The organism is Serratia sp. P2ACOL2, assembly GCF_003691565.1.
In the GTDB taxonomy this organism is placed as follows: Bacteria; Pseudomonadota; Gammaproteobacteria; order Enterobacterales; family Enterobacteriaceae; genus Serratia; species Serratia liquefaciens.
The window spans coordinates 5275884-5296070 of the sequence record NZ_CP033162.1; the positions used below are offsets into that span (position 1 = coordinate 5275884).

General features: G+C 54.6%; 22 protein-coding genes. 13 read left to right on the forward strand and 9 right to left on the reverse strand.

Annotated features, from left to right (window positions below; all coding sequences use genetic code 11):
- Position 1: 1 nt before the first annotated feature.
- From rfaC to EBA31_RS25300, 4 genes are read left to right on the forward strand one after another with little or no spacing between them, the layout of a single operon-like run.
- The gene (gene rfaC / locus EBA31_RS25285; RefSeq protein WP_020837592.1) at positions 2-967 is read left to right on the forward strand and encodes a lipopolysaccharide heptosyltransferase RfaC; all 966 of its coding nucleotides are present in this window, start codon (positions 2-4) and stop codon (positions 965-967) included.
- On the forward strand, positions 964-2127 hold the full coding sequence (locus tag EBA31_RS25290; protein ID WP_122080461.1) for a glycosyltransferase: 1164 nt from the start codon (positions 964-966) through the stop codon (positions 2125-2127). Before rfaC ends, EBA31_RS25290 begins: the two co-directional genes overlap by 4 nt.
- A 28-nt stretch (positions 2128-2155) precedes the next feature.
- Positions 2156-3394 (forward strand): O-antigen ligase, encoded by a 1239-nt coding sequence (locus EBA31_RS25295; RefSeq protein WP_122080462.1) that lies wholly within the window; start codon positions 2156-2158, stop codon positions 3392-3394.
- Between the two features lie 4 nt (positions 3395-3398).
- A complete protein-coding gene (locus EBA31_RS25300; protein WP_122080463.1) occupies positions 3399-4382 on the forward strand; it encodes a glycosyltransferase in 984 nt (327 codons plus the stop codon).
- A gap of 1 nt (position 4383) precedes the next feature.
- Here the strand turns inward: EBA31_RS25300 and EBA31_RS25305 are convergent, their stop codons facing one another.
- Positions 4384-5481, reverse strand: a complete 1098-nt coding sequence (locus tag EBA31_RS25305; protein WP_122080464.1) for a glycosyltransferase family 9 protein — start codon at positions 5479-5481, stop codon at positions 4384-4386.
- Between the two features lies 1 nt (position 5482).
- The gene (locus EBA31_RS25310) at positions 5483-6439 is read right to left on the reverse strand and encodes a polysaccharide deacetylase family protein (protein ID WP_122080465.1); all 957 of its coding nucleotides are present in this window, start codon (positions 6437-6439) and stop codon (positions 5483-5485) included.
- Positions 6440-6650: 211 nt separating this feature from the next.
- Between EBA31_RS25310 and rfaQ the strand changes: the two genes are divergently transcribed.
- Genes rfaQ through EBA31_RS25325 form a run of 3 tightly spaced genes read left to right on the forward strand, consistent with a single transcriptional unit; the run spans position 6651 to position 9957 of the window.
- The gene (rfaQ, locus tag EBA31_RS25315) at positions 6651-7733 is read left to right on the forward strand and encodes a putative lipopolysaccharide heptosyltransferase III (protein ID WP_122080466.1); all 1083 of its coding nucleotides are present in this window, start codon (positions 6651-6653) and stop codon (positions 7731-7733) included.
- Complete coding sequence (locus EBA31_RS25320; RefSeq protein ID WP_122080467.1) at positions 7730-8857, forward strand: glycosyltransferase family 4 protein; 1128 nt, start codon at positions 7730-7732, stop codon at positions 8855-8857. The genes rfaQ and EBA31_RS25320 overlap by 4 nt, the downstream gene beginning before the upstream one ends.
- Before the next feature lie 2 nt (positions 8858-8859).
- Entirely contained in the window at positions 8860-9957 is a 1098-nt protein-coding gene (locus EBA31_RS25325) for a glycosyltransferase (RefSeq protein ID WP_122080468.1), read from the forward strand.
- A gap of 32 nt (positions 9958-9989) precedes the next feature.
- Here EBA31_RS25325 and EBA31_RS25330 read toward each other — a convergent pair whose 3' ends face one another.
- On the reverse strand, positions 9990-11003 hold the full coding sequence (locus tag EBA31_RS25330; RefSeq protein ID WP_122080469.1) for a glycosyltransferase family 9 protein: 1014 nt from the start codon (positions 11001-11003) through the stop codon (positions 9990-9992).
- Between the two features lie 125 nt (positions 11004-11128).
- Here EBA31_RS25330 and waaA point away from each other — a divergent pair, with 125 nt between their 5' ends.
- Genes waaA through coaD form a run of 3 tightly spaced genes read left to right on the forward strand, consistent with a single transcriptional unit; the run spans position 11129 to position 13669 of the window.
- Positions 11129-12406 (forward strand): lipid IV(A) 3-deoxy-D-manno-octulosonic acid transferase, encoded by a 1278-nt coding sequence (waaA, locus tag EBA31_RS25335; RefSeq protein ID WP_048762411.1) that lies wholly within the window; start codon positions 11129-11131, stop codon positions 12404-12406.
- Positions 12407-13180, forward strand: coding sequence for a glycosyltransferase family 2 protein (locus tag EBA31_RS25340; RefSeq protein WP_122080470.1), 774 nt, complete (start codon positions 12407-12409; stop codon positions 13178-13180).
- Positions 13181-13183: 3 nt separating this feature from the next.
- Positions 13184-13669, forward strand: a complete 486-nt coding sequence (gene coaD, locus EBA31_RS25345) for a pantetheine-phosphate adenylyltransferase (protein ID WP_020837609.1) — start codon at positions 13184-13186, stop codon at positions 13667-13669.
- Here the strand turns inward: coaD and mutM are convergent, their stop codons facing one another.
- The 4 genes from mutM to radC all read right to left on the reverse strand — a co-directional run bounded on the left by mutM (position 13670) and on the right by radC (position 15921).
- The gene (gene mutM, locus EBA31_RS25350; RefSeq protein ID WP_122080471.1) at positions 13670-14479 is read right to left on the reverse strand and encodes a bifunctional DNA-formamidopyrimidine glycosylase/DNA-(apurinic or apyrimidinic site) lyase; all 810 of its coding nucleotides are present in this window, start codon (positions 14477-14479) and stop codon (positions 13670-13672) included. It abuts the gene before it with no gap.
- 79 nt (positions 14480-14558) lie between these two features.
- A complete protein-coding gene (gene rpmG, locus EBA31_RS25355; RefSeq protein WP_002208990.1) occupies positions 14559-14726 on the reverse strand; it encodes a 50S ribosomal protein L33 in 168 nt (55 codons plus the stop codon).
- 11 nt (positions 14727-14737) lie between these two features.
- Positions 14738-14974 carry a 50S ribosomal protein L28 gene (rpmB, locus tag EBA31_RS25360; RefSeq protein WP_004931195.1) on the reverse strand — a complete coding sequence of 79 codons (237 nt, stop codon included), beginning with the start codon at positions 14972-14974 and terminating at the stop codon, positions 14738-14740.
- Between the two features lie 263 nt (positions 14975-15237).
- A complete protein-coding gene (gene radC / locus EBA31_RS25365; RefSeq protein WP_122080472.1) occupies positions 15238-15921 on the reverse strand; it encodes a DNA repair protein RadC in 684 nt (227 codons plus the stop codon).
- Between the two features lie 180 nt (positions 15922-16101).
- On the opposite strand from radC, the gene coaBC reads away from it, so the two are divergent.
- From coaBC to slmA, 3 genes are all read left to right on the forward strand, one after another.
- Positions 16102-17319, forward strand: a complete 1218-nt coding sequence (gene coaBC, locus EBA31_RS25370; RefSeq protein WP_020837634.1) for a bifunctional phosphopantothenoylcysteine decarboxylase/phosphopantothenate--cysteine ligase CoaBC — start codon at positions 16102-16104, stop codon at positions 17317-17319.
- Complete coding sequence (gene dut / locus EBA31_RS25375) at positions 17297-17755, forward strand: dUTP diphosphatase (protein ID WP_046374864.1); 459 nt, start codon at positions 17297-17299, stop codon at positions 17753-17755. Before coaBC ends, dut begins: the two co-directional genes overlap by 23 nt.
- Positions 17756-18015: 260 nt before the next feature.
- Positions 18016-18612 carry a nucleoid occlusion factor SlmA gene (gene slmA, locus EBA31_RS25380; RefSeq protein WP_122080473.1) on the forward strand — a complete coding sequence of 199 codons (597 nt, stop codon included), beginning with the start codon at positions 18016-18018 and terminating at the stop codon, positions 18610-18612.
- 47 nt (positions 18613-18659) lie between these two features.
- Here the strand turns inward: slmA and pyrE are convergent, their stop codons facing one another.
- Positions 18660-19301 (reverse strand): orotate phosphoribosyltransferase, encoded by a 642-nt coding sequence (gene pyrE / locus EBA31_RS25385; RefSeq protein ID WP_020837639.1) that lies wholly within the window; start codon positions 19299-19301, stop codon positions 18660-18662.
- Between the two features lie 93 nt (positions 19302-19394).
- Positions 19395-20111: a ribonuclease PH gene (gene rph, locus EBA31_RS25390; protein ID WP_012147518.1), complete on the reverse strand. Its 717-nt coding sequence runs from the start codon at positions 20109-20111 to the stop codon at positions 19395-19397.
- Positions 20112-20187 lie beyond the last annotated feature (76 nt).

Below are 20187 nucleotides of genomic sequence, written 5' to 3' on the forward strand. Positions count from 1 at the left end.
CATGCAGGTGTTGATTGTAAAAACCTCTTCCATGGGAGATGTACTCCACACGCTACCTGCGCTAACCGACGCCATGCAGGCCATTCCCGGTATTCGCTTTGATTGGGTGGTTGAGGAAAGCTTCAGCCAAATCCCCACCTGGCATCCGGCGGTGGACCGCGTGATCCCAGTGGCGATTCGCCGCTGGCGCAAAAACTGGTTTGGCAGTGAAACTCGCCAGCAACGCTGCGACTTTAAACGCGTGGTGCAGGAGCGAAATTACGACGCGGTGATCGACGCCCAGGGGCTAATCAAAAGCGCCGCGCTGATCACTCGCATCGCCAAAGGTAGCAAACACGGTCAGGACAGCAAAAGCGCCCGTGAGCCCTTCGCCAGCTGGTTCTACAACCACCGCTACGATATCGACAAACAGCAACATGCCGTTGAGCGTACGCGCGAGCTGTTTGCCAAAAGCCTGGGCTATGAAAAACCCGACAGCGTCGGCGATTACGCCATTGCGGCCCGCTTTCTCAGCCATCTGCCGGCCGATGCCGGCCAGTATCTGGTGTTTTTGCATGCTACCACTCGCGATGAGAAACACTGGCCGGAAACACACTGGCGCGATCTGATCGCGTTAACTGAGCCAACCGGTTTGAAGATCAAACTACCGTGGGGCGCAGAGCACGAGCGTCAACGCGCACTGCGTCTGGCGGAAGGTTTCCCGCACGTCGAGGTTTTACCCAAGCTCAGTCTGCAGCAGGTGGCCGAAGTGCTGGCCGGTGCGAAATGCGTGGTCTCGGTTGATACCGGCCTTAGCCACCTGACCGCCGCGCTAGACAGGCCGAATATCACGCTGTTTGGTCCCACCGATCCAGGATTGATCGGTGGTTACGGTCAGAATCAACATTCTCTGATTTCCCCAGAAAAAAGCATGGCGACGCTCTCCGCCGGTTCAGTCTGGGCCGAGTTGCAAAAGGTTATTGGATGAAAAAGCTGCACGTTATCAATTTAGGGAAGATGGGTGGCGTCGAACGCCTGTTCCTGCAGTATATCAACGACACCACCGACGGCAGTAACGAGGTGATTTGCATCAGTAGCGAGGTCGGTGAAGAGATCCGCCGGCAAATGCCTGACCAAAAAGTTACCTTTGCCAACCGGCTGGTGAACGCTTTGCCACTGCGCTGCCCGCAGTTTTTGCGCAAATACCTGCTGAAAAGTAAAATCGAAAAGGCCAATGCCGACGTGGTCATCGTTTGGGATCTGGTACCCGGTCTGGCCGCCAAACCTAAACGCGGTAAGCTGGTTTACTACGATCACGGTTGTTCATGGCGCTACCCGAAGAATCACAAAACCTTGCGTTTTCTCGCCATGCTGGACGGGGTGATATCGGCTTCATTTGCCTCAAAACGGGTGATGGAACTGCGCTTTAATTTGCCCTGTCCGAATCACGTGGTGATCAACCGACTGAAAACGCCCTCCGGTATCAGCGATAGCCTGAAACCACTTGGCAAGCCGATCAGAATAGGCACCGCCTCGCGCCTGGTCAGCCTGAAAGGCATCAGCGTGTCGTTACTGATGATGCAGGAACTGCTGCGCCGCGGGCATGATGTCACTCTGGAAATTGCAGGCAAGGGACCCGACAGGGCAGAATTTGAAGCCTTGGCGGAAAAGCTCGAGCTGGGCGACCGGGTCATCTTCAGCGGTTTTCAGGATAACGTTGCGGATTTCTTCAACCGCACACATATCTATATGAGTACGCCGATCACCGAGCCCTTCGGCTTATCCTGTATGGAAGCGTTGTATTTCGGCGTGCCGGTCATATTCCCGCAGGTCGATGGTCAGCCAGAGGTGATCAAAGATGGGCACTGCGGTATTGGCTTGCTCCCCTCGGTAACGATTGAAGAACATCAACGGCTAACGGGTATCAAGGTGGATTTCCCTCACGATGTCTATGATCCGCTCAGCGATACCTTGGTCTTGCCGAAACTGCTGTCACATCTTGAGTGCGCAGATGCAGTGGAAAAGCTGATAGTGCCGGAAACATATCAAAGTATGAGTCAAAATGCGCAGCGTTACCCGGTTGAACATTTCAGCTACGCTATGTTCAAAACAGAATTTGACGACGCGCTGAAATCATTTACTGCTTAACATTAATGCGAGCCGGAAACCCAGCCCCATGCAACTACTCAAAGAAACCACACCGCACCCTGTCTTCAGTTATCTGATCTATTTGGGATGCGCTATCGCGTTTTGTACTATCCCCTTCGGTTCCGACACCGGGCGCAATCTTTTTTATGTCGCCAGCTATATCTCATTTATCGCCGTGTGTTTAAACCTGAAGTATTACTTTAAAAACAAAAAAAACCTTATCGTACCCGTTCTGTTTTTCTGCGTAGGCATGGGGAGCATTTTCTGGTTGCAGCACTTTAAACAACCGGGCGATTACATCAATATTTACCGCTCATACATGTCGACCGGCAAGTTGCAGATCGCCACCGCCTTTATTCTGCTGATTGCGTTAAATGAACGCCTTTGCATGCAACGCGCCTTTATTGTTATTGCGTTGGTGACGGGTATTGCGGTCAACGGTTATTCCCTTTATCAGGGCTTGTGGCTGGATATTGGCCGCGTAGAGATTAACTTCGATCGCGCTACCGTTGCCGCCTATTTGATTACCGCCATCAATCTGGTCATGCTGCAGGCAATTCTGATGCTGCGAACGAAATACCGCATTCCGCTCTATATCATCGGCTTTCTGGTCACCTTATCCACGCTGGTGCTGACCGGCACCCGGGCGGCAATGCTGGTCTACCCGGTCGCGGTAGGCCTGTCGATACTGGCGACGAAAAACCTGATTTCCCATAAGCACAAAATCCTGCTGATAGCTTCAGTACCTTTATTGTTGGTCGCCTGCGGGTTCATCTTTAAACCACAAATTGAACAGCGTATTGCCGATTTTAAAACCAACATGCAGCAAGCGAATAATCCAGAAATCGACAATTCCATTATGTCACGCCTTACGATGCAAATAATCGGGGTGCGTACCGGAAACCTGGCTCCGTTGGGACAATCGGCAGAACAGCGCGGAGAGGAAATCAAAGCTATAGTTGCCAAGCAGCCCGAACTGTATGGCGTAATGCCTTATATCAATGTTCATATGCACAATGAGCTGCTGGAAACCTACTCGCTCAAAGGCGTCTGGGGGGCCCTGTTTTTACTGGCGCTGTACATCGGCTTATTTGTTTCCTCATTAAAGCCTCACCGCAATGCACTGTTGCTGGGTGTGACCTTCAGCCTGTTTGTTTATGGGCTCAGTGACGTCATATTCTTTAGCACTGAAGGTACGGCGATTTTTTGCCTGGCGATCGTTGCCAGCGTGCTTTCAGTGAAAAAAACGTCGGTCGCTCAGGATTAACCTCATGAACTCATCGCCGCCTCTGCTCAGCGTTATCGTGCCATTTTACAACAACGAAAATTTCGTCGTTGCCAGCCTGAGCTCGCTGTTTAACCAGATCGGCGATGATATCGAGGTGGTCATCATTGATGACGGCTCGACCGACAAGTCCGCCTCGCTGGTGCGCCAACTGTTAGCCGAACGCCGGCATCCCCAGGTGGTCTTTATTTCGCAAGAAAATAGCGGTATCGCCCACGCCCGCAACGTCGGCTTGCAGCTGGCTACCGGGCGCTATGTCACCTTCCTCGACGGCGACGACTTGCTGAGCAGCGACTATCTGGCCATTCTGCGGCCATTGCTGCTGGCAAACGAAGACGACCTGATCGATTTTAATTATCAGAAGTTTGCTGACAGTCCGCCGGTACAGCCTGTTGGCACCGCGCTCCGCAGCAGCACTTATGACTTTACTGGCCAGGGCCTGGCCTGTCTCACTCCGTTATTTGCCCACTCAATGTGGCACCTGTGGAGCCGTGTCTATCGACGCTCATTGTTGGAAGGTGACCGATTCGAAGACGGCCGACGCTATGAAGATGTCATTTTCACGCCTTTTCAATATTTCAAGACGCGCAAAATTGCGCATCTCGACCACGTGCTCTATTTCTATCGAGATAACAGTCAGGGGATCACCCGCAATATCAAACCCAAGGATATTGAGGACATGCTTTTTGCGACGGGGAAAATGTTGAGTTTTGTCGAACAGCACCGAGATGACGAGCCACTGCGCCAGCTGGCGGCTCTGATGCTCGGGAACTGTTTTTCAGAAATCAGAGCGATGTCGAAAGCGCTGTACGGTTACTATCACTATGAACCGGAAACACTACGTACCTTCAAACGCCTGGCTGAAGTCTGCAGCAACAGCGGCGTACCGCGAAAAAAGATCCGGCAAATGCGGTACGCACGAGTGGACACCTGGCTGTCAAAAATGCGCTGGCAACTGAAAAAGCGCTAACTCACTCTTTATTCAGCGATAAATGATCCACCACCTCAGCGTAAATACGCTGTGGTTGGATCACGCCCATCGGGCTTTCAGCCTCCAGCGCCATAGTATAGCCGGTACGGGAAACCTGAATGATCCGATGCAGCTCCGGATCCTGAATCGGTCCGGTAGAACGCGAATCCGCGGTGACAAACAGGCTGATGGTTTTTACCTTCAGCGCCACGGCTAAATGCAGTGGGCCGGTATCGCCGGTAACCAACACATGGAAGCTGTCGATCAGCGTCAGCAACGTCTGCAGCCCCGTTTTGCCGATGCGGTTGTCTACACACTCCCGGGTTTGAGGGCTAACCTGGCTCAGAAACTGCTGCGCTTTCCCTTCGTCGAAAGGCCCGCCAATCAGTACGATGCGCACATTGGCATGCTTGGCCACCAGCTCATCGGCCAACCGGGCAAAATGCGATACCGGCCAACAGCGCGATTCGGTAGACGCGCCCAACTGAAAGCCTATCGTACAGTGCTCGCTGCTTTTGACGCCCGGTTGATACGGCGCGGGAATTTCCATGGTGGGATCGTCGCTGCGGCAACCCAAAATGGAAATCAGCTCCAACTTGCGGCGAATAAAATGGCCGTAGTAATGGAAGATATAGTTGGTCAACCAAGGTTCCAGCCCACAAATTCCGGAGCTGTAGTTATCCCGGATAATGTATTTAGCCCCGGATAAGACGGCGCTGATAATGTCGTACGGCAGATGTGAGTGCAGGATCAGCGCCAAATCCGGCTGATGTTCGCGCAGCGATTTCAACAGCGGACGTAGACTTTTGATTTTGCTGTCCCAATACACCACGCGATCGTAGTAGCGGCCGTTTTCCACCAGCTCCTGATTCTTCTTGTGAACCACCAGAGTAATATGCGCGTTCGGATAGCGTTCACGCATCGCCCGCAGCGCAGGCGTGTTAAACATAAAGTCGCCCAACGCCGTCGTGGAATAGATGACGATATTGTCAAATTGAAGCCGACTGTCGAAAGTCGCCTTATCCTGGAAACGGCCGGACTTTGCGGTATAACGTCGCAAAAACCAATCCGCGACCTTAATTTTCCATTTTTTCGACATGTCAGTTCACTTTAAGTTGATAATACTCGGCCAGCGTCATGCCAACCGTACGCTGCTGCAGCCAGACGAACAGCTGCTCTAGATCACGGTACAACACTTCAATATCCTGCTCGGTCTTAAAGGTTGGGCTGCCACCCGGCATAAACTCGGAAGAGTGGAGCATAAATTCCACGTAATCATGCCCCTGCGCCAAACAGCGCTCAGCCACAAGCTTCATTTTTTCCAGGTTGCCGCCGCTTGGGCGCAGCCAGTTGACCGACGGCGAACGTTGTTTGCCACGCAGCCGATCGTAACCCTGCTTCAGCGTATTCATCAGCGCAGAATGCTTATATTGAATGCTCATCGGCACTTCCAGCAGCGACGACGCGCCCGCTTTGGCGATATTTTCCGGATCGATAAAATAGGCCTGCGATGGGAAATGGCGATAGTCAGTGCCGCCGTTACCCTGCGGGTTGCCCGGTGAGTACTGCCAGTTAACGCGCGGCGTAACCGAGCAATCCACCTGATAACCATACTCCAGCAGCAAGGCGGCATAGTATTCGTTAAACGCCCAACGCCCGGCGCGATGGCTGAGCATTTTTGTCTGGAAGCTGTCTTCCAACAGTTTGGTCATGTGATCGACCTTGGCGCGGATTTGCTCGGCCGGGTATTCGATCAGATAGGGTTTGTGTCGCCAGTCATCTTCGGTCAACGGCGTCAGCGGCGGGCTGTTCCAGGCATGCAGATGCATTCCCACTTCGCCGGTACCGCGGGCAATCACATCGCGAGCGAACTCGACATATTCTGCATCCATCGCCATTTCATAGTTGGTGAGGTACACCGGCTTAAAGCCATATTTCTCACACAGCGCCTGAAAGCGCGGCAAAAAGCGCGTGTTATCGGTCGAAATGCGATCGTGGTTTTGCCACAGATTGTCGCCTTCGGTATCAATGGTGATGAGAAATGCCGGTTTGGTCATAAATATCGGGCCTGATATCAACAGAATGCATTATGTTACGCAGGGCGTTTCGCCAGGGCAAACGACTTTAGTGCCTGGTTTTGACAACGTTGAAGGCATTTTGTCACTTCCCAAGGCGATTTTTTCTCTTCACGGCAAGAAAACCGTGCAACAGTAGCCACATGCGATCGGGTCATTTAGAATCAAAGATTGGTTTCCCTGAAAGCGACTCATGATGAACGACGCGCCAGCCCTTGCTCCTGATACCTCGATACAGCGTATTTTGATCGTTAAACTTCGCCACCACGGCGACATGTTGCTGATCACGCCGGTCATCAATACCCTGCAGCAAAACTACCCGCAGGCGCAGATCGACGTACTGCTGTATAAAGAAACCCAGGAAATGCTGGTCAGCCATCCGGCCTTGTCGAACGTCTTCGTGATCGATCGTCAATGGAAAAAACAGGGTACGAAAGCGCACCTGAGTCATGAACTGAATCTGATCCGACAGCTTAAGGCCCGGCATTACGATCTGGTGGTCAACCTGGCCGATCAGTGGCGCAGCGCTATTCTCGCCCGGCTGACCGGTGCACGTATCCGGCTGGGGTTCGATTTCCCCAAGCGTCAGGGTTTCTTATGGCGGCACTGCCACACGCATTTGGTACCGGTCAGCGATCATGCCCGGTTGCACACCGTTGAACAAAACCTGTCGCTGTTACAGCCGCTTGGCCTGCCAGGCGTCAGTCAGCAGGTCACCATGAGCTATCCATCGCAGGACTGGCAAGCCTGCGAGCAACTGTTGCAGCAACAGGGCATTACCGGCGATTACATTGTGGTGCAACCCACTTCCCGCTGGTTCTTCAAATGCTGGAGCGAAGAAAAAATGGCCGCCACCATCAGCGCGTTGCAGGCCGACGGTCACTCATTGGTGATCACCTCTGGCCCGGATCCAAAAGAACGCGAAATGGTGGCGCGCATTCTGGCGCTCTGTCCGCCACAGGGCGTAGTGTCCCTGGCTGGGCAACTGACGCTGCGGCAACTGGCCGCCCTGATCGACCACGCAAAACTGTTTATCGGCGTAGATTCGGTGCCTATGCACATGGCCGCCGCGCTGCAGACCCCTTGCGTCGCGCTGTTTGGCCCTTCCAAGCTGGTGTTCTGGCGTCCATGGCAGGTCATTGGCCATGTGATATGGGCCGGTGATTATGGCACCTTGCCCGATCCGGACGCCATTGATACCGGCACCGATGAACGTTATCTGGACCTTATTCCTACAGACGCGGTGATTGCAGCCGCGCGGAGCACGCTGGCATGAAAGCATTTCGTTTGGCGATCGTTCGCCAAAAATACCGCCCGGACGGTGGAGCTGAGCGTTTCGTCTCACGCGCCCTGGAGGCGCTGGAACAGCAGGACCTGGATCTTAACGTCATCACCCGCGAATGGCAGGGTGATGCCAACCCGAACTGGCACATTCACCTGTGCAATCCGCTGAAATTTGGCCGCATCAGCCGTGAACGCGGCTTTGCCGACGCGGCCAGAGCCCTGTGGCAAAAGGAACGCTTCGATTTGGTGCAAAGCCATGAGCGCATTCCGGGCTGCGATATTTATCGCGCCGGCGATGGCGTGCATCGCCGCTGGTTATTGCAGCGGGCGCGCCTGCTGCCGGAATGGCGCCGCAAGTGGCTGTTCTCCAACCGCTACCACCGCTACGTTATGTGTGCGGAACGGGCGATGTACGCCGCTCCGGAGCTGAAAGCGGTCATCTGCAACGCCGAAATGATTAAGCAGGAAATCATCGATGATTTCGGCGTTCCCGCCGATAAAATTACGGTGATCTACAACGCCATTGATAATCAAAAATTTCTGCCCGCCAATGCCGAACAGCGACAGCAGCTACGTCAGCAATACCAGATCCCGCAACAGGCGCACTGCCTGATTTTTGTCGGCTCAGGTTTTGAACGCAAGGGGCTGGCCGCCGCCATTCGCGCCGTCGCAGCCACCGACAGCTATCTGCTGGTGGTAGGCAAGGATAAGGCCGAAAAACGCTATCAGGCGCTGGCGCAGTCGCTCGGTTGCAGCGAACGGGTGCGGTTTATGGGAGTGCAGAAACAAACGCTGCCCTTCTACCAGGCCGCCGATGCGCTGTTATTACCGACGTTGTACGACCCGTTCCCCAATGTGATTCTGGAAGCCATGTCCTGTGGCCTTCCGGTGATCACCAGCACCACCTGTGGCGGTGCCGAGTTTATCACTCAGGGGCAAAATGGGTTTGTGACCGATGCCCTCGACGTACCGGCGCTGATCGAGGCGATCACCGCGTTGCCACGTCAGGCTCAGGGTTCCACCATGGGTGAAGCCGCAAGATTACGTATCATGTCGGCTACCCCGGCACACCTGTCGGAACAGCTGATATCCCTTTATAACCGGCTGCTGGATTAACTATGCGTATTCTGATGATTATCGACGGCCTGCCCGGCGGCGGCGCAGAAAAAGTGGTGCTGACGCTGTGCCAGGGCATGCAGCAAATGGGCAATGACGTCAGTCTGATTTCATTGCGCGATGTCTGTAACTACCCTATCCCTACTGGCATTCACTACCAGGTGGTGGCGGACAGCAGCCGTTCGCCATGGCGTAAACTGACCGAGCTGTCTCGCCGCGCCGCCGCGTTGGACAAGGCCATCGCAGATAACGAACGGCAACAGGGCGCCTATGATCTGGTGTTCTCCAACCTGCATAAAACCGATCGCATCGTCAGCCGCAGCAAACTGCTCTCGTCAGATCGCCTGTGGTTTTGCATTCACGGCATCCTTTCAACCTCTTATCTGGGCCACCGCAAGGGGCTGGATCGCTGGTTGAAACAGCGAAAAATCGCGGCGGTTTACCAAGGCAGAAATATCGTTGCGGTATCAAAGGCCGTCGGGGACGATTTACAGCGGAACCTGCCGATCCAGCCAAGCAGACTGGAAGTGATCAATAATCCGTTCGACATTGCCAGCATCGAGCAGCAGGCGGCAGAGCCCTGCGAGTTGGCGGGCAAAGATTACCTGGTGCACGTTGGGCGTTTTCATCCGCACAAACGGCACGATCGCCTGCTGAAAGCCTATGCCCAATCGGGTATACAGGCGCCGTTGGCGCTGATCGGCACCGGCAGCGAATCCCACATCGCACAGGTGAAGCAACTGGCGAACCAGTTGGGCATTGCCGAGCGCGTGCTGTTTCTCGGCTTCCAGGCCAATCCCTACCCGTTTATTCGCCACGCATCCCTGCTGGTGCTGAGCTCCGACAGTGAGGGCTTTGGCAACGTACTGGTTGAAGCGCTGCTGTGCGATACGCCGGTGGTCAGCACCCGTTGCCCGGGCGGTCCTGCGGAAATTCTGGAAAAAGCGGGAATGGAAAACGCATTGGCGGAGCTCAATGAAAAATCGCTGGCGGAAAAAATGGCGGAAATGTATGCCTCGCCCCCGGAGATTAATCACCAACAGCTGCTGAGCTATGGGTTACAGCCTATTTGTCAGCAATATTTATCGCTCAAAAAATAATTAAGGCAGGGGAAACCCTGCCTTATTTTTAATTAATTGAACGCCTGTATTTTTTCCCACACATCATCAACGGGCACATCAATACAGTCACCCGATTCGGTCTGCAAAATGTGATAGCGGCCGGACCATGGGTGCCAGGATTCTTTATCCGTATCGCCAAAGAACACCACCATATCTTTATTCAACGCGGCAGCCAGATGCATCTGCCCACCATCGCTGCACAACACCCTGTCGCATAAATCAAAACCGGCCAGTAATTCCCGCACCGACGCCGTTGGGTACAGCGCCACACGCTCGTTCTGGCACAGCGCCAACAGTTGCTCGGCCCGTTTCTGATCGCCAATATCATCCGGCGTCAGCGTGCCCTGGGGCGACCAAAAAATCAGGACTCCCGTGTTGGGTTCAGCAAGTAAGCGATTGATAATTTCAGCATAGCGTTCGATCGGCCAGCGCCGCTTAGGGCTGCGGCTGCTGATATGAACGGCACAAATCCGCTCGGCCGACGGTAAGCTGGCTTGCAACCGCTGCGCTGCCTGTTGACGCTCTTCCGCGGTCAGAAACACCCGCACCGGCGGGATAGGGATGGATTGTTCGGTAATAGCCGAGAGGTAGCTGAAGGTATGTTCTACCTGATGTTTTCCGCTGAAATTCGCCTTGCGGAAAGGATGATGAATATCAGGCGTGCCTAGATCTGCACCAATGATATTGCTGACCCCGGCCATTTTTGCCAATCGCAGGCTGTACTTGCAGGGTACCGGATTGGCCAGGATGGCCGCGTCGAATTTTATTTTACGCAGCTGAAGAAAAATCATCAGCCGTTCGAAATAAACCCCCAGCGTGGTTTCATTTTTCGCCTTATGCTTTGCTTTTTTATAGACAAAGACTTTTTCCAGATGCGGGTTATTTTTAACGACATCCTGGCTAACTTTATTGATTAACAGATAAAGTTTGGCGTCCGGATAGGCAATTTTCACCCCTTCGATCAACGGGGTTGTACAAACAAGATCGCCAATATTGTCACGGCGAATAATTAAAATATTCTTCATTCCAAGCCTATCAGCGAAATCTCTCGCCTGTTGTCTGAAACTGACACCCAAGGTTACCAAATTAGCGCCTTTCCCTTCCAGTTATGGTACTATTCTGAATAACCCATATAAATGAAATTGATAGAATGTTGCTGCGTTTATATCAGGTACTACTCTACCTTATCCAACCCCTGATCTGGCTCCGCTTACTGTTGCGCAGCCGCAAAGCTCCAGCCTACCGTAAACGCTGGGCAGAACGCTATGGCTTCTGCGCCGGTAAAGTCGTGCCGGGCGGGATTATGCTGCATTCCGTCTCCGTGGGTGAAACGCTGGCCGCCATCCCCTTGGTCCGCGCGCTACGCCACCGCTACCCCTATTTACCGATTACTGTGACCACGATGACCCCGACAGGTTCAGAACGCGTGCAGTCCGCCTTCGGTAAAGACGTTCATCACGTTTATCTGCCTTACGATCTGCCTGGCTCGATGCGCCGTTTCCTGGATCAGGTGAATCCCAAGCTGGTCATCATCATGGAAACCGAGCTGTGGCCCAACCTGATTAACGCATTGCATCAGCGCCAAATTCCGCTGGTGATCGCCAACGCCCGTCTCTCTGCCCGCTCAGCCGCCGGTTATAAAAAAATCGGCGGTTTTGTCCGCGATATGCTGCGCCGTATTACGCTGATCGCCGCGCAAAATCAGGAAGATGGCGAGCGCTTTATCGAACTAGGCCTGAAACGCTCACAGCTTACCGTTACCGGTAGCCTGAAATTCGATATTTCCGTTACTCCGGAACTGGCAGCACGCGCGGTCACATTACGCCGTCAATGGGCGCCGCGTCGCCCGGTATGGATCGCCACCAGCACCCATGAAGGCGAAGAAAGCATTCTGCTGGCTGCACACCGAAAACTGCTGGAGAAACACCCTGACCTGCTGTTGATCCTGGTGCCCCGCCACCCGGAACGCTTCGCGACGGCCAAAGATCTGGTACAAAAAGCTGGTTTCAGTTACACCCTGCGCAGCAGCGGTGAAATCCCTTCCGGCGGTACTCAGGTGGTGATCGGCGATACCATGGGCGAGCTGATGCTGCTGTACGGCATTGCCGATCTGGCCTTCGTTGGCGGCAGCCTGGTGGAACGCGGCGGGCATAACCCGCTGGAAGCCGCGGCACACGCCATTCCGGTACTGATGGGGCCACATACCTTCAACTTCAAGGACATTTGCGCCAAACTGTCGCAAGCGGAAGGGTTGATCACCGTGACCGACGAGGAATCGCTGGTCAAGGAAGTGGCTACATTGCTCACCGATGAAGACTATCGTCGCTATTACGGCCGCCACGCGGTGGAAGTGCTGTATCAAAACCAGGGAGCGCTGCAACGCCTGCTGCAACTGTTGGAACCGCACCTGCCGCCTCGGAGCCATTAAATGAGCGACCGTAAAAGCCTGTCGGTGGTGATTATCGCCAAGAACGAGGCCGGGCTGCTGCCGGATTGCCTGCACTCCGTTGCCTGGGCAGACGAAATCATCATGCTCGACTCTGGCAGCCAGGATGACAGCGTCGCCGTTGCCGAAAGCCTGGGTGCCAAAGTATTCACCCATACCGACTGGCAGGGCTTCGGCAAACAGCGCCAACTGGCTCAAAGTTACGCCAGCCACGACTATATTTTGATGATTGACGCCGACGAACGCGTTACGCCGGAATTGCGCCAGTCGATTGAACAAGCGCTGGCCGCGCCAGATGAGAATAAGGTCTACAGCTGCGCACGCCGCAACCTGTTCCTGGGGCGCTTTATGCGCCACAGCGGCTGGTATCCCGATCGCGTCAACCGCCTGTATGCCAATCGGCGTTATCGCTATAACGACAATCTGGTGCACGAGTCGCTCAATACTGACGGGGCGAAAGTGGTGCCCCTTAGCGGCGACCTGCTGCACCTGACCTGCCGTGACTTCTTTGCCTTTCAACGCAAACAGCTGCGTTATGCCGAAGAGTGGGCCATTCAACGCCATCAGGCCGGCAAGCGCTGTGGCTATCTGTCGATACTGACCCACACCCTTGGCGCCTTCTGCAAAACCTGGCTGCTGCGTGCCGGTTTTCTGGACGGTAAACAGGGGTTGCTGTTAGCCGTGGTCAACGCGCAATATACTTTCAATAAATATGCCGCACTCTGGGCATTGGGCCGCAACTATTCAGAGAAGTGAATCATGACCCGTAAAGCCATTTATCCCGGTACTTTCGATCCCATGACTAACGGCCACCTGGATTTGGTGACACGTGCATCTTTGATGTTCGATCACGTCATCTTGGCCATTGCCGCCAGCCCGAGCAAAAAGCCGCTGTTCACGCTGGATGAACGCGTAGCCTTGGCCAGCCAGGTGACGTCGCATCTGGATAACGTGGAAGTGCTGGGGTTCAGTGAACTGATGGCTCACTTTGCCGCCCATCAGAATGCCAATATTCTGGTACGCGGCTTGCGTGCGGTCTCTGATTTTGAATATGAATTGCAGTTGGCGAACATGAACCGCCATTTAATGCCGACATTGGAAAGCGTGTTTCTGATGCCTTCTGAAGAGTGGTCGTTCATCTCCTCCACCCTGGTGAAGGAAGTCGCACGGCACGGCGGCGATATCTCACCTTTCCTGCCGGCCGTAGTCACTCAGGCACTGTTCGAAAAGCTCGCCGAACACTAATCAGCGCTGGCAGCGACGGCAGAAAAATGTGCTGCGCTGCCCGTGTTTCGCAGACTCAATCGGCGTGCCGCATGCGCGACAAGGCTCCCCCGCACGGCCGTACACCTGCAACTCCTGCGCGAAATAACCCGGTTTACCGTCTGACTGCAGGAAATCGCGCAGCGTGGTGCCCCCCTGTTCGATTGAACGCAGCAACACCGCCTTGATGGTCTCCGCCAATAACTCCGCCTCTGCTTTGCTCAGCGAGCCCGCTGGACGGTCTGGCAAGATCCCGGCGGTAAACAGCGATTCACTGGCGTAGATGTTGCCTACCCCGACCACCAACTTGTTATCCATCAACCAGGGTTTGATCAGCGTGCGCTTGCTGCGTGACTTTTCGTACAGGTAAGCGCCGTTAAAGGCTTCGCTTAGCGGTTCCGGCCCCAGGTGCGCCAGCACGTTGCTGGCCGCCAGATCCTCGCACCATAACCAGGCGCCAAAACGGCGGGGATCGGTATAGCGCAGTGTCATGCCATTGCTGATCACCAGATCGACGTGGTCGTGTTTGCCGGCTTCGGTTTCCTCAGCCAGCATGCGCAGGCTGCCGGACATGCCCAGGTGAACGATAATCCAACCGTGGTCCAGTTCAATCAGCAGATACTTGGCACGGCGTTGCACGCTGCGCACCGGTTGGTCGCTCAGCGCCAGAATTTGCTCGGAAACCGGCCAGCGCAGACGGGCATTCCGCACCACCGCATATTGAATGCTGTGACCGACGAGATAAGGTTCAATCCCGCGTCGGCTGGTTTCAACTTCTGGTAATTCAGGCATCTGGCGCTCTCCCGTTGATTCCCTACCTTTATAAAACAAAAAACCCGGCCGAGGCCGGGTTTTTATTAATCCACTAAAATTATTTAATTTTAGCTTCTTTGTACAGTACGTGTTGACGGACAACTGGATCGAATTTCTTCAGTTCCAATTTTTCCGGCTTAGTACGCTTGTTCTTCGTGGTGGTATAGAAGTGACCAGTACCAGCAGAAGAAACCAGCTTGATCTTCTCGCGAACACCTTTAGCCATGATTCAGTTCCTTAATACTTCTCACCACGGGCACGCAGATCGGCCAAGACCGTCTCAATACCCTTCTTATCGATAACACGCATACCTTTAGCAGATACACGCAGAGTTACAAAGCGCTTCTCAGCCTCAACCCAAAAACGGTGTGAGTGCAGGTTCGGCAGAAAACGGCGTTTGGTCGCGTTCATTGCGTGGGAACGGTTGTTACCGCTCACCGGGCGCTTGCCAGTAACTTGGCAGACTCGGGACATGTCTATTCTCCAAAAATCAAATCAGCTCGAGCTTCGTATAGGGTATGGCCGCCTCGTCAGGCTTTTAGAGCCCATCTCAGCAAACTTCATACTGAGGAGACTCTCGTCATCAGGTCAGAAACCACACATCAGGTTAGAAACCTGCTGAGATAGGCTCTTGCGCCAAACCCAAGATTCTCAAAGGTGGCGTAGTATACGCTCTGAAGCGTAAGTGCTCAAGTCCCGAACAGCTAAAGATCCCATAAGGATCGCGAAAAAATCGCTTAAAGCCATCCGCGTTCGGCAAAAGAGACGCATTCACCCCGACCTATAACCAAATGATCGAGCACTCGGATCTCCAATAACAGGCAGGCATTAACCACTTGCTCAGTTATCAAACGGTCGGCGTGGCTGGGTTCAGCCTTACCCGAAGGATGATTATGCGCCAGAATAATGGCGGCCGCATTAGCCTTCAACGCTTCGCGCACAATTTCTCTCGGGTATACGACGACGCTGCTGATGGTACCAGCAAACATCTCCTGATGGCGAATAACACGGTGCTGATTGTCTAAAAACAATACCAAAAACACTTCCCGCTCATGGTGCGCCAGCAAACTTTGCAGATAATGCTGGGTCATCCTGGGGTTGAGCATGGCATTTTCCTGTGCCAGATGACTGGAAAAGAAGCGGAACGCCAGCTCCGAAATCGCCTGCAGTTGGGCATAACTGGAATTACCCAGCCCCTTGTGACTGCAAAAAACCGAATGGTCTGCCGACATCAGGTGATACAGCGAGCCAAACTGCGCCAATAATTGCTCTGCCAGTTGCATAACGTGCACGCCGGGAAAGCCGGTGCGCAGGAAAATGGCCAGCAGCTCCGCATCGGACAATGCCGACGCCCCGTAACGCAACAATTTTTCCCGTGGCGCCAATGTATCCTGCCACAGGGTGATTACCTGACTGCTCATTAACACCCTCCCGAAAACGCCACAGCATGCCACGCAGCGAAGCAGCTCACGACAGGTGTTTGATAACATTGCGAAGTGCTGCGCAAAGCACAATGTAACGCGTTGCAGGCGCAGCGGAATCACTCACCTGTCGGACGGTTATGCTAAAATGGCACATCTTTCGGATTCAATCGGACAATCATGATGACGGGACTTTCCGGCAAACATATTGTGCTTGGCATCAGTGGCGGTATCGCCGCATACAAATGCCCAGAACTGGTACGCCGCCTGCGTGACAGAGGCGCGGAAGTGCGTGTGATAATGACCGGCGCGGCGAAAGCCTTTATCACGCCGCTGACGCTGCAGGCCGTTTCCGGCTACCCGGTCTCGGACGATCTGCTGGATCCCGCCGCCGAAGCGGCCATGGGCCATATTGAGCTCGGCAAATGGGCGGACCTGGTGATTCTGGCGCCGGCTACCGCCGATCTGTTGGCGCGCGTCGCCGCCGGAATGGCCAACGATCTGCTGACCACCGTCTGCCTGGCCACAGCGGCACCGATCGCTGCCGCACCCGCCATGAACCAGCAGATGTACCGCGCCGTCGCCACCCAGGCCAATCTGCAGACGCTGCAGGCGCGCGGCATGCTGCTATGGGGACCTGACAGCGGTAGCCAAGCCTGTGGCGACGTTGGTCCTGGCCGCATGCTTGATCCGCTGGAAATCGTCGAACTGGCGAACAGCCATTTCTCCGCACCGCAAGATCTGAAACATTTAAAGATTATGCTCACCGCCGGCCCCACGCGCGAAGCGCTGGATCCGGTTCGTTTCATCAGCAACCACAGCTCCGGCAAGATGGGCTTTGCCATCGCCGCCGCCGCCGCCGCACGCGGTGCGCAGGTCACGCTGATCGCAGGGCCGGTCACTCTGCCGACGCCGCCATCGGTCACCCGTGTAGATGTGATCAGCGCATTGGAAATGGAGCAGGCGGTCCAGCAAAGCGCCGGCCAACAGGATATTTTTATATCTTGCGCTGCCGTGGCCGATTACCGCGCCGAGCAGATTTCCGATGAAAAAATAAAAAAACAGGGTGATGAAATCATCCTCAAAATGGTAAAAAACCCCGATATCGTTGCCGGCGTCGCCGCGATGACGAAAAATCGGCCTTTTGTCGTGGGGTTTGCTGCCGAAACCCAGAATGTGGAAGAATACGCGCGACAAAAACTGGCGCGTAAGAAACTGGATTTAATTTGCGCTAACGATGTATCGCTTGCAGAGCATGGGTTTAACAGTGACACCAATGCCTTGCACCTTTTTTGGCAGAATGGAGAAAAGCGCCTGCCGCTGAGCGACAAGGCACTCCTTGGCCAACGTTTAATAGACGAGATAGTCAGCCGTTATGATGAAAAAAATCGACGTTAAAATCCTCGACCCGCGTATCGGGAAGGACTTCCCTTTACCGACCTACGCCACCCCAGGTTCCGCAGGCCTTGATCTACGTGCCTGCCTGGACAGCGCTGTCGAGTTGGCGCCGGGTGAAACCACGCTGCTGCCAACGGGCCTGGCTATTCATATTGCCGACACCGATCTTGCCGCAGTGATCCTGCCGCGTTCCGGTCTGGGCCATAAACACGGTGTGGTACTGGGCAATCTGGTCGGCCTGATCGACTCCGACTACCAGGGCCAGCTGATGGTGTCCGTCTGGAACCGTGGTCAGAAATCCTTCACTATTGAGCCAGGTGAACGTATCGCGCAGATGGTGTTCGTGCCGGTAGTTCAGGCTGAATTCAATCTGGTAGAAGAGTTCGACAGCAGCGAACGCGGTGCCGGTGGCTTTGGCCACTCCGGCCGCCACTAAGCGCTGCCTGATACCTGACCGACGACAAGGAATTGTCGCCTTAAATCTTGCTACCCCGGAGAGAAGGACGGCTCCATGGCAAGATTTGGCCGACTACGATTACAGCGCACACCAGGGCGCACGGAGAATACAGGTCGTTAAGGCCGCTGACCCCAGCATCGTAAAAAAGCTATCACATAAGCCGCACAGAGCTTTCTCTGCAACGGCCGGTGCCCGGGTTTCCGAAAGTCTAAGCAGTTTTAGCAAGGGTCTAATCAGACATGGCAGAAAAAGAAAATATCAAAAGGAATCGGCGCGAGGAAATACTGCAGGCATTAGCCCAGATGCTGGAGTCCAGCGACGGTAGCCAGCGTATTACCACCGCTAAACTTGCCGCTAACGTCGGAGTCTCCGAAGCTGCACTGTACCGGCACTTTCCCAGCAAAACACGGATGTTCGACAGCCTGATCGAGTTTATTGAAGACAGCCTGATCACGCGCATCAACCTGATTTTGCAGGATGAAAAAGAGACCTTTAACCGCCTGCGCCTGATTTTGCTGCTGGTATTGGGGTTCGCCGAACGCAACCCTGGCCTGACGCGAATCATGACCGGCCATGCGCTGATGTTTGAACAGGATCGCCTGCAAGGCCGCATCAACCAGCTGTTTGAACGCATTGAAGCGCAATTGCGTCAGGTACTGAAAGAGCGAAAACTGCGGGAAGGCAAAGGCTTTATCGTGGACGAAACGCTGCTGGCAAGCCAGATGCTGGCGTTCTGCGAGGGGATGCTGTCGCGCTACGTGCGATCTGAATTCCGCTATCGCCCAACCCAAGAGTTCGATGGCCGCTGGCCACTGCTGGCGGCACAGCTGCAATAAACCCGTTACCGGGCGCATTCTACGCGCCCGGTAACGTAGATACTGAGTTAGACCCCGTACTGCTCACGATAGGCGCGCACCGCCGCCAGGTGATCCGCCATTTCTGGCTTTTCTTCGAGATAAACAATCAAATCCTTCAGCGTCACGATGGAAATCACCTTGCAGTGATAGTCACGCTCAACTTCCTGAATGGCCGAAATATCCGCACGACCTCGTTCCTGACGATCGAGTGAAATCAGCACGCCGGCCAACGTTGCGCCGCTGGCACCGATGATTTCCATGGATTCACGGATAGCCGTACCGGCAGTGATCACATCGTCCACCAGCATCACGCGGCCCTGTAGCGGGCTGCCTACCAGCGTGCCACCTTCGCCATGGGTCTTGGCTTCCTTACGGTTAAAGCAGTAAGGCACGTCGCGCTCATGGTGCTCTGCCAAAGCCACCGCCGTGGTGGTGGCAATCGGGATACCTTTGTAAGCAGGACCAAACAGCAGATCAAACTCAATACCGGAATCCATCAGAGCTTCAGCGTAGAAACGCCCGAGTAGCGCAAGATCACGCCCGGTATTAAACAGGCCGGCATTAAAGAAATACGGGCTGGTGCGGCCGGATTTCAGGGTGAACTCGCCGAATTTCAATACCTGCTTGTTAAGCGCGAACTCGATAAACTGGCGCTGATAGGCTTTCATTACTGCTTCTCCTCGTCTGGTCGGTTAGATCTGTTAATACTGCCGCCCGATCGCCGGGCGTAAAAAAGGCGACTCTTGAGTCGCCTTGAAAAATTAGTCTGCCAGCGCCGCTTTCTGCGCCTGGAAGATGGTATCGATGCCCCCTCGGGCCAGCGCCAATAGCGCCAACAGCTCATCGTGGCTGAACGGCTCGCCCTCGGCGGTGCCCTGCACCTCGATCATGCGGCCATCTTCCATCATCACCACGTTCATGTCGGTTTCTGCTGCAGAGTCCTCAACGTACTCCAAATCGCACAGCGCTTCGCCGTTAACGATACCGACGGAAACCGCCGCCACCAGCCCTTTCATCGGGTTGGCTTTCAGCTTGCCGTTGGCCACCAGCGCATTTAACGCATCGGCCAGCGCAACGCAGGCGCCGGAAATGGACGCGGTACGGGTACCGCCATCGGCCTGCAGTACGTCACAGTCGAGGGTGATAGTGAACTCACCGAGTTTTTTCAGATCTACCGCTGCACGGAGCGAACGGGCGATCAGGCGCTGGATCTCCAGCGTGCGGCCCCCTTGCTTACCTTTGGCGGCCTCACGGGCGTTACGGCTGTGGGTGGAACGCGGCAGCATGCCGTACTCAGCGGTGATCCAACCCTGGCCCTGACCTTTCAGGAAGCGCGGCACACCCTCTTCTACCGTGGCGGTGCACAAAACTTTGGTATCGCCAAACTCAACCAGCACTGAGCCTTCTGCGTGTTTGGTATAATGACGGGTCAGTGTCAGTGGGCGAACTTGTTGTGGTGCTCTGCCTGCAGGACGCATGGGCTCTCTCCGGCTTCTTATCAACGATTGGCTGCGCATTATACGGGCTTCGTGACGTAATGCCTATCCTGCCCGG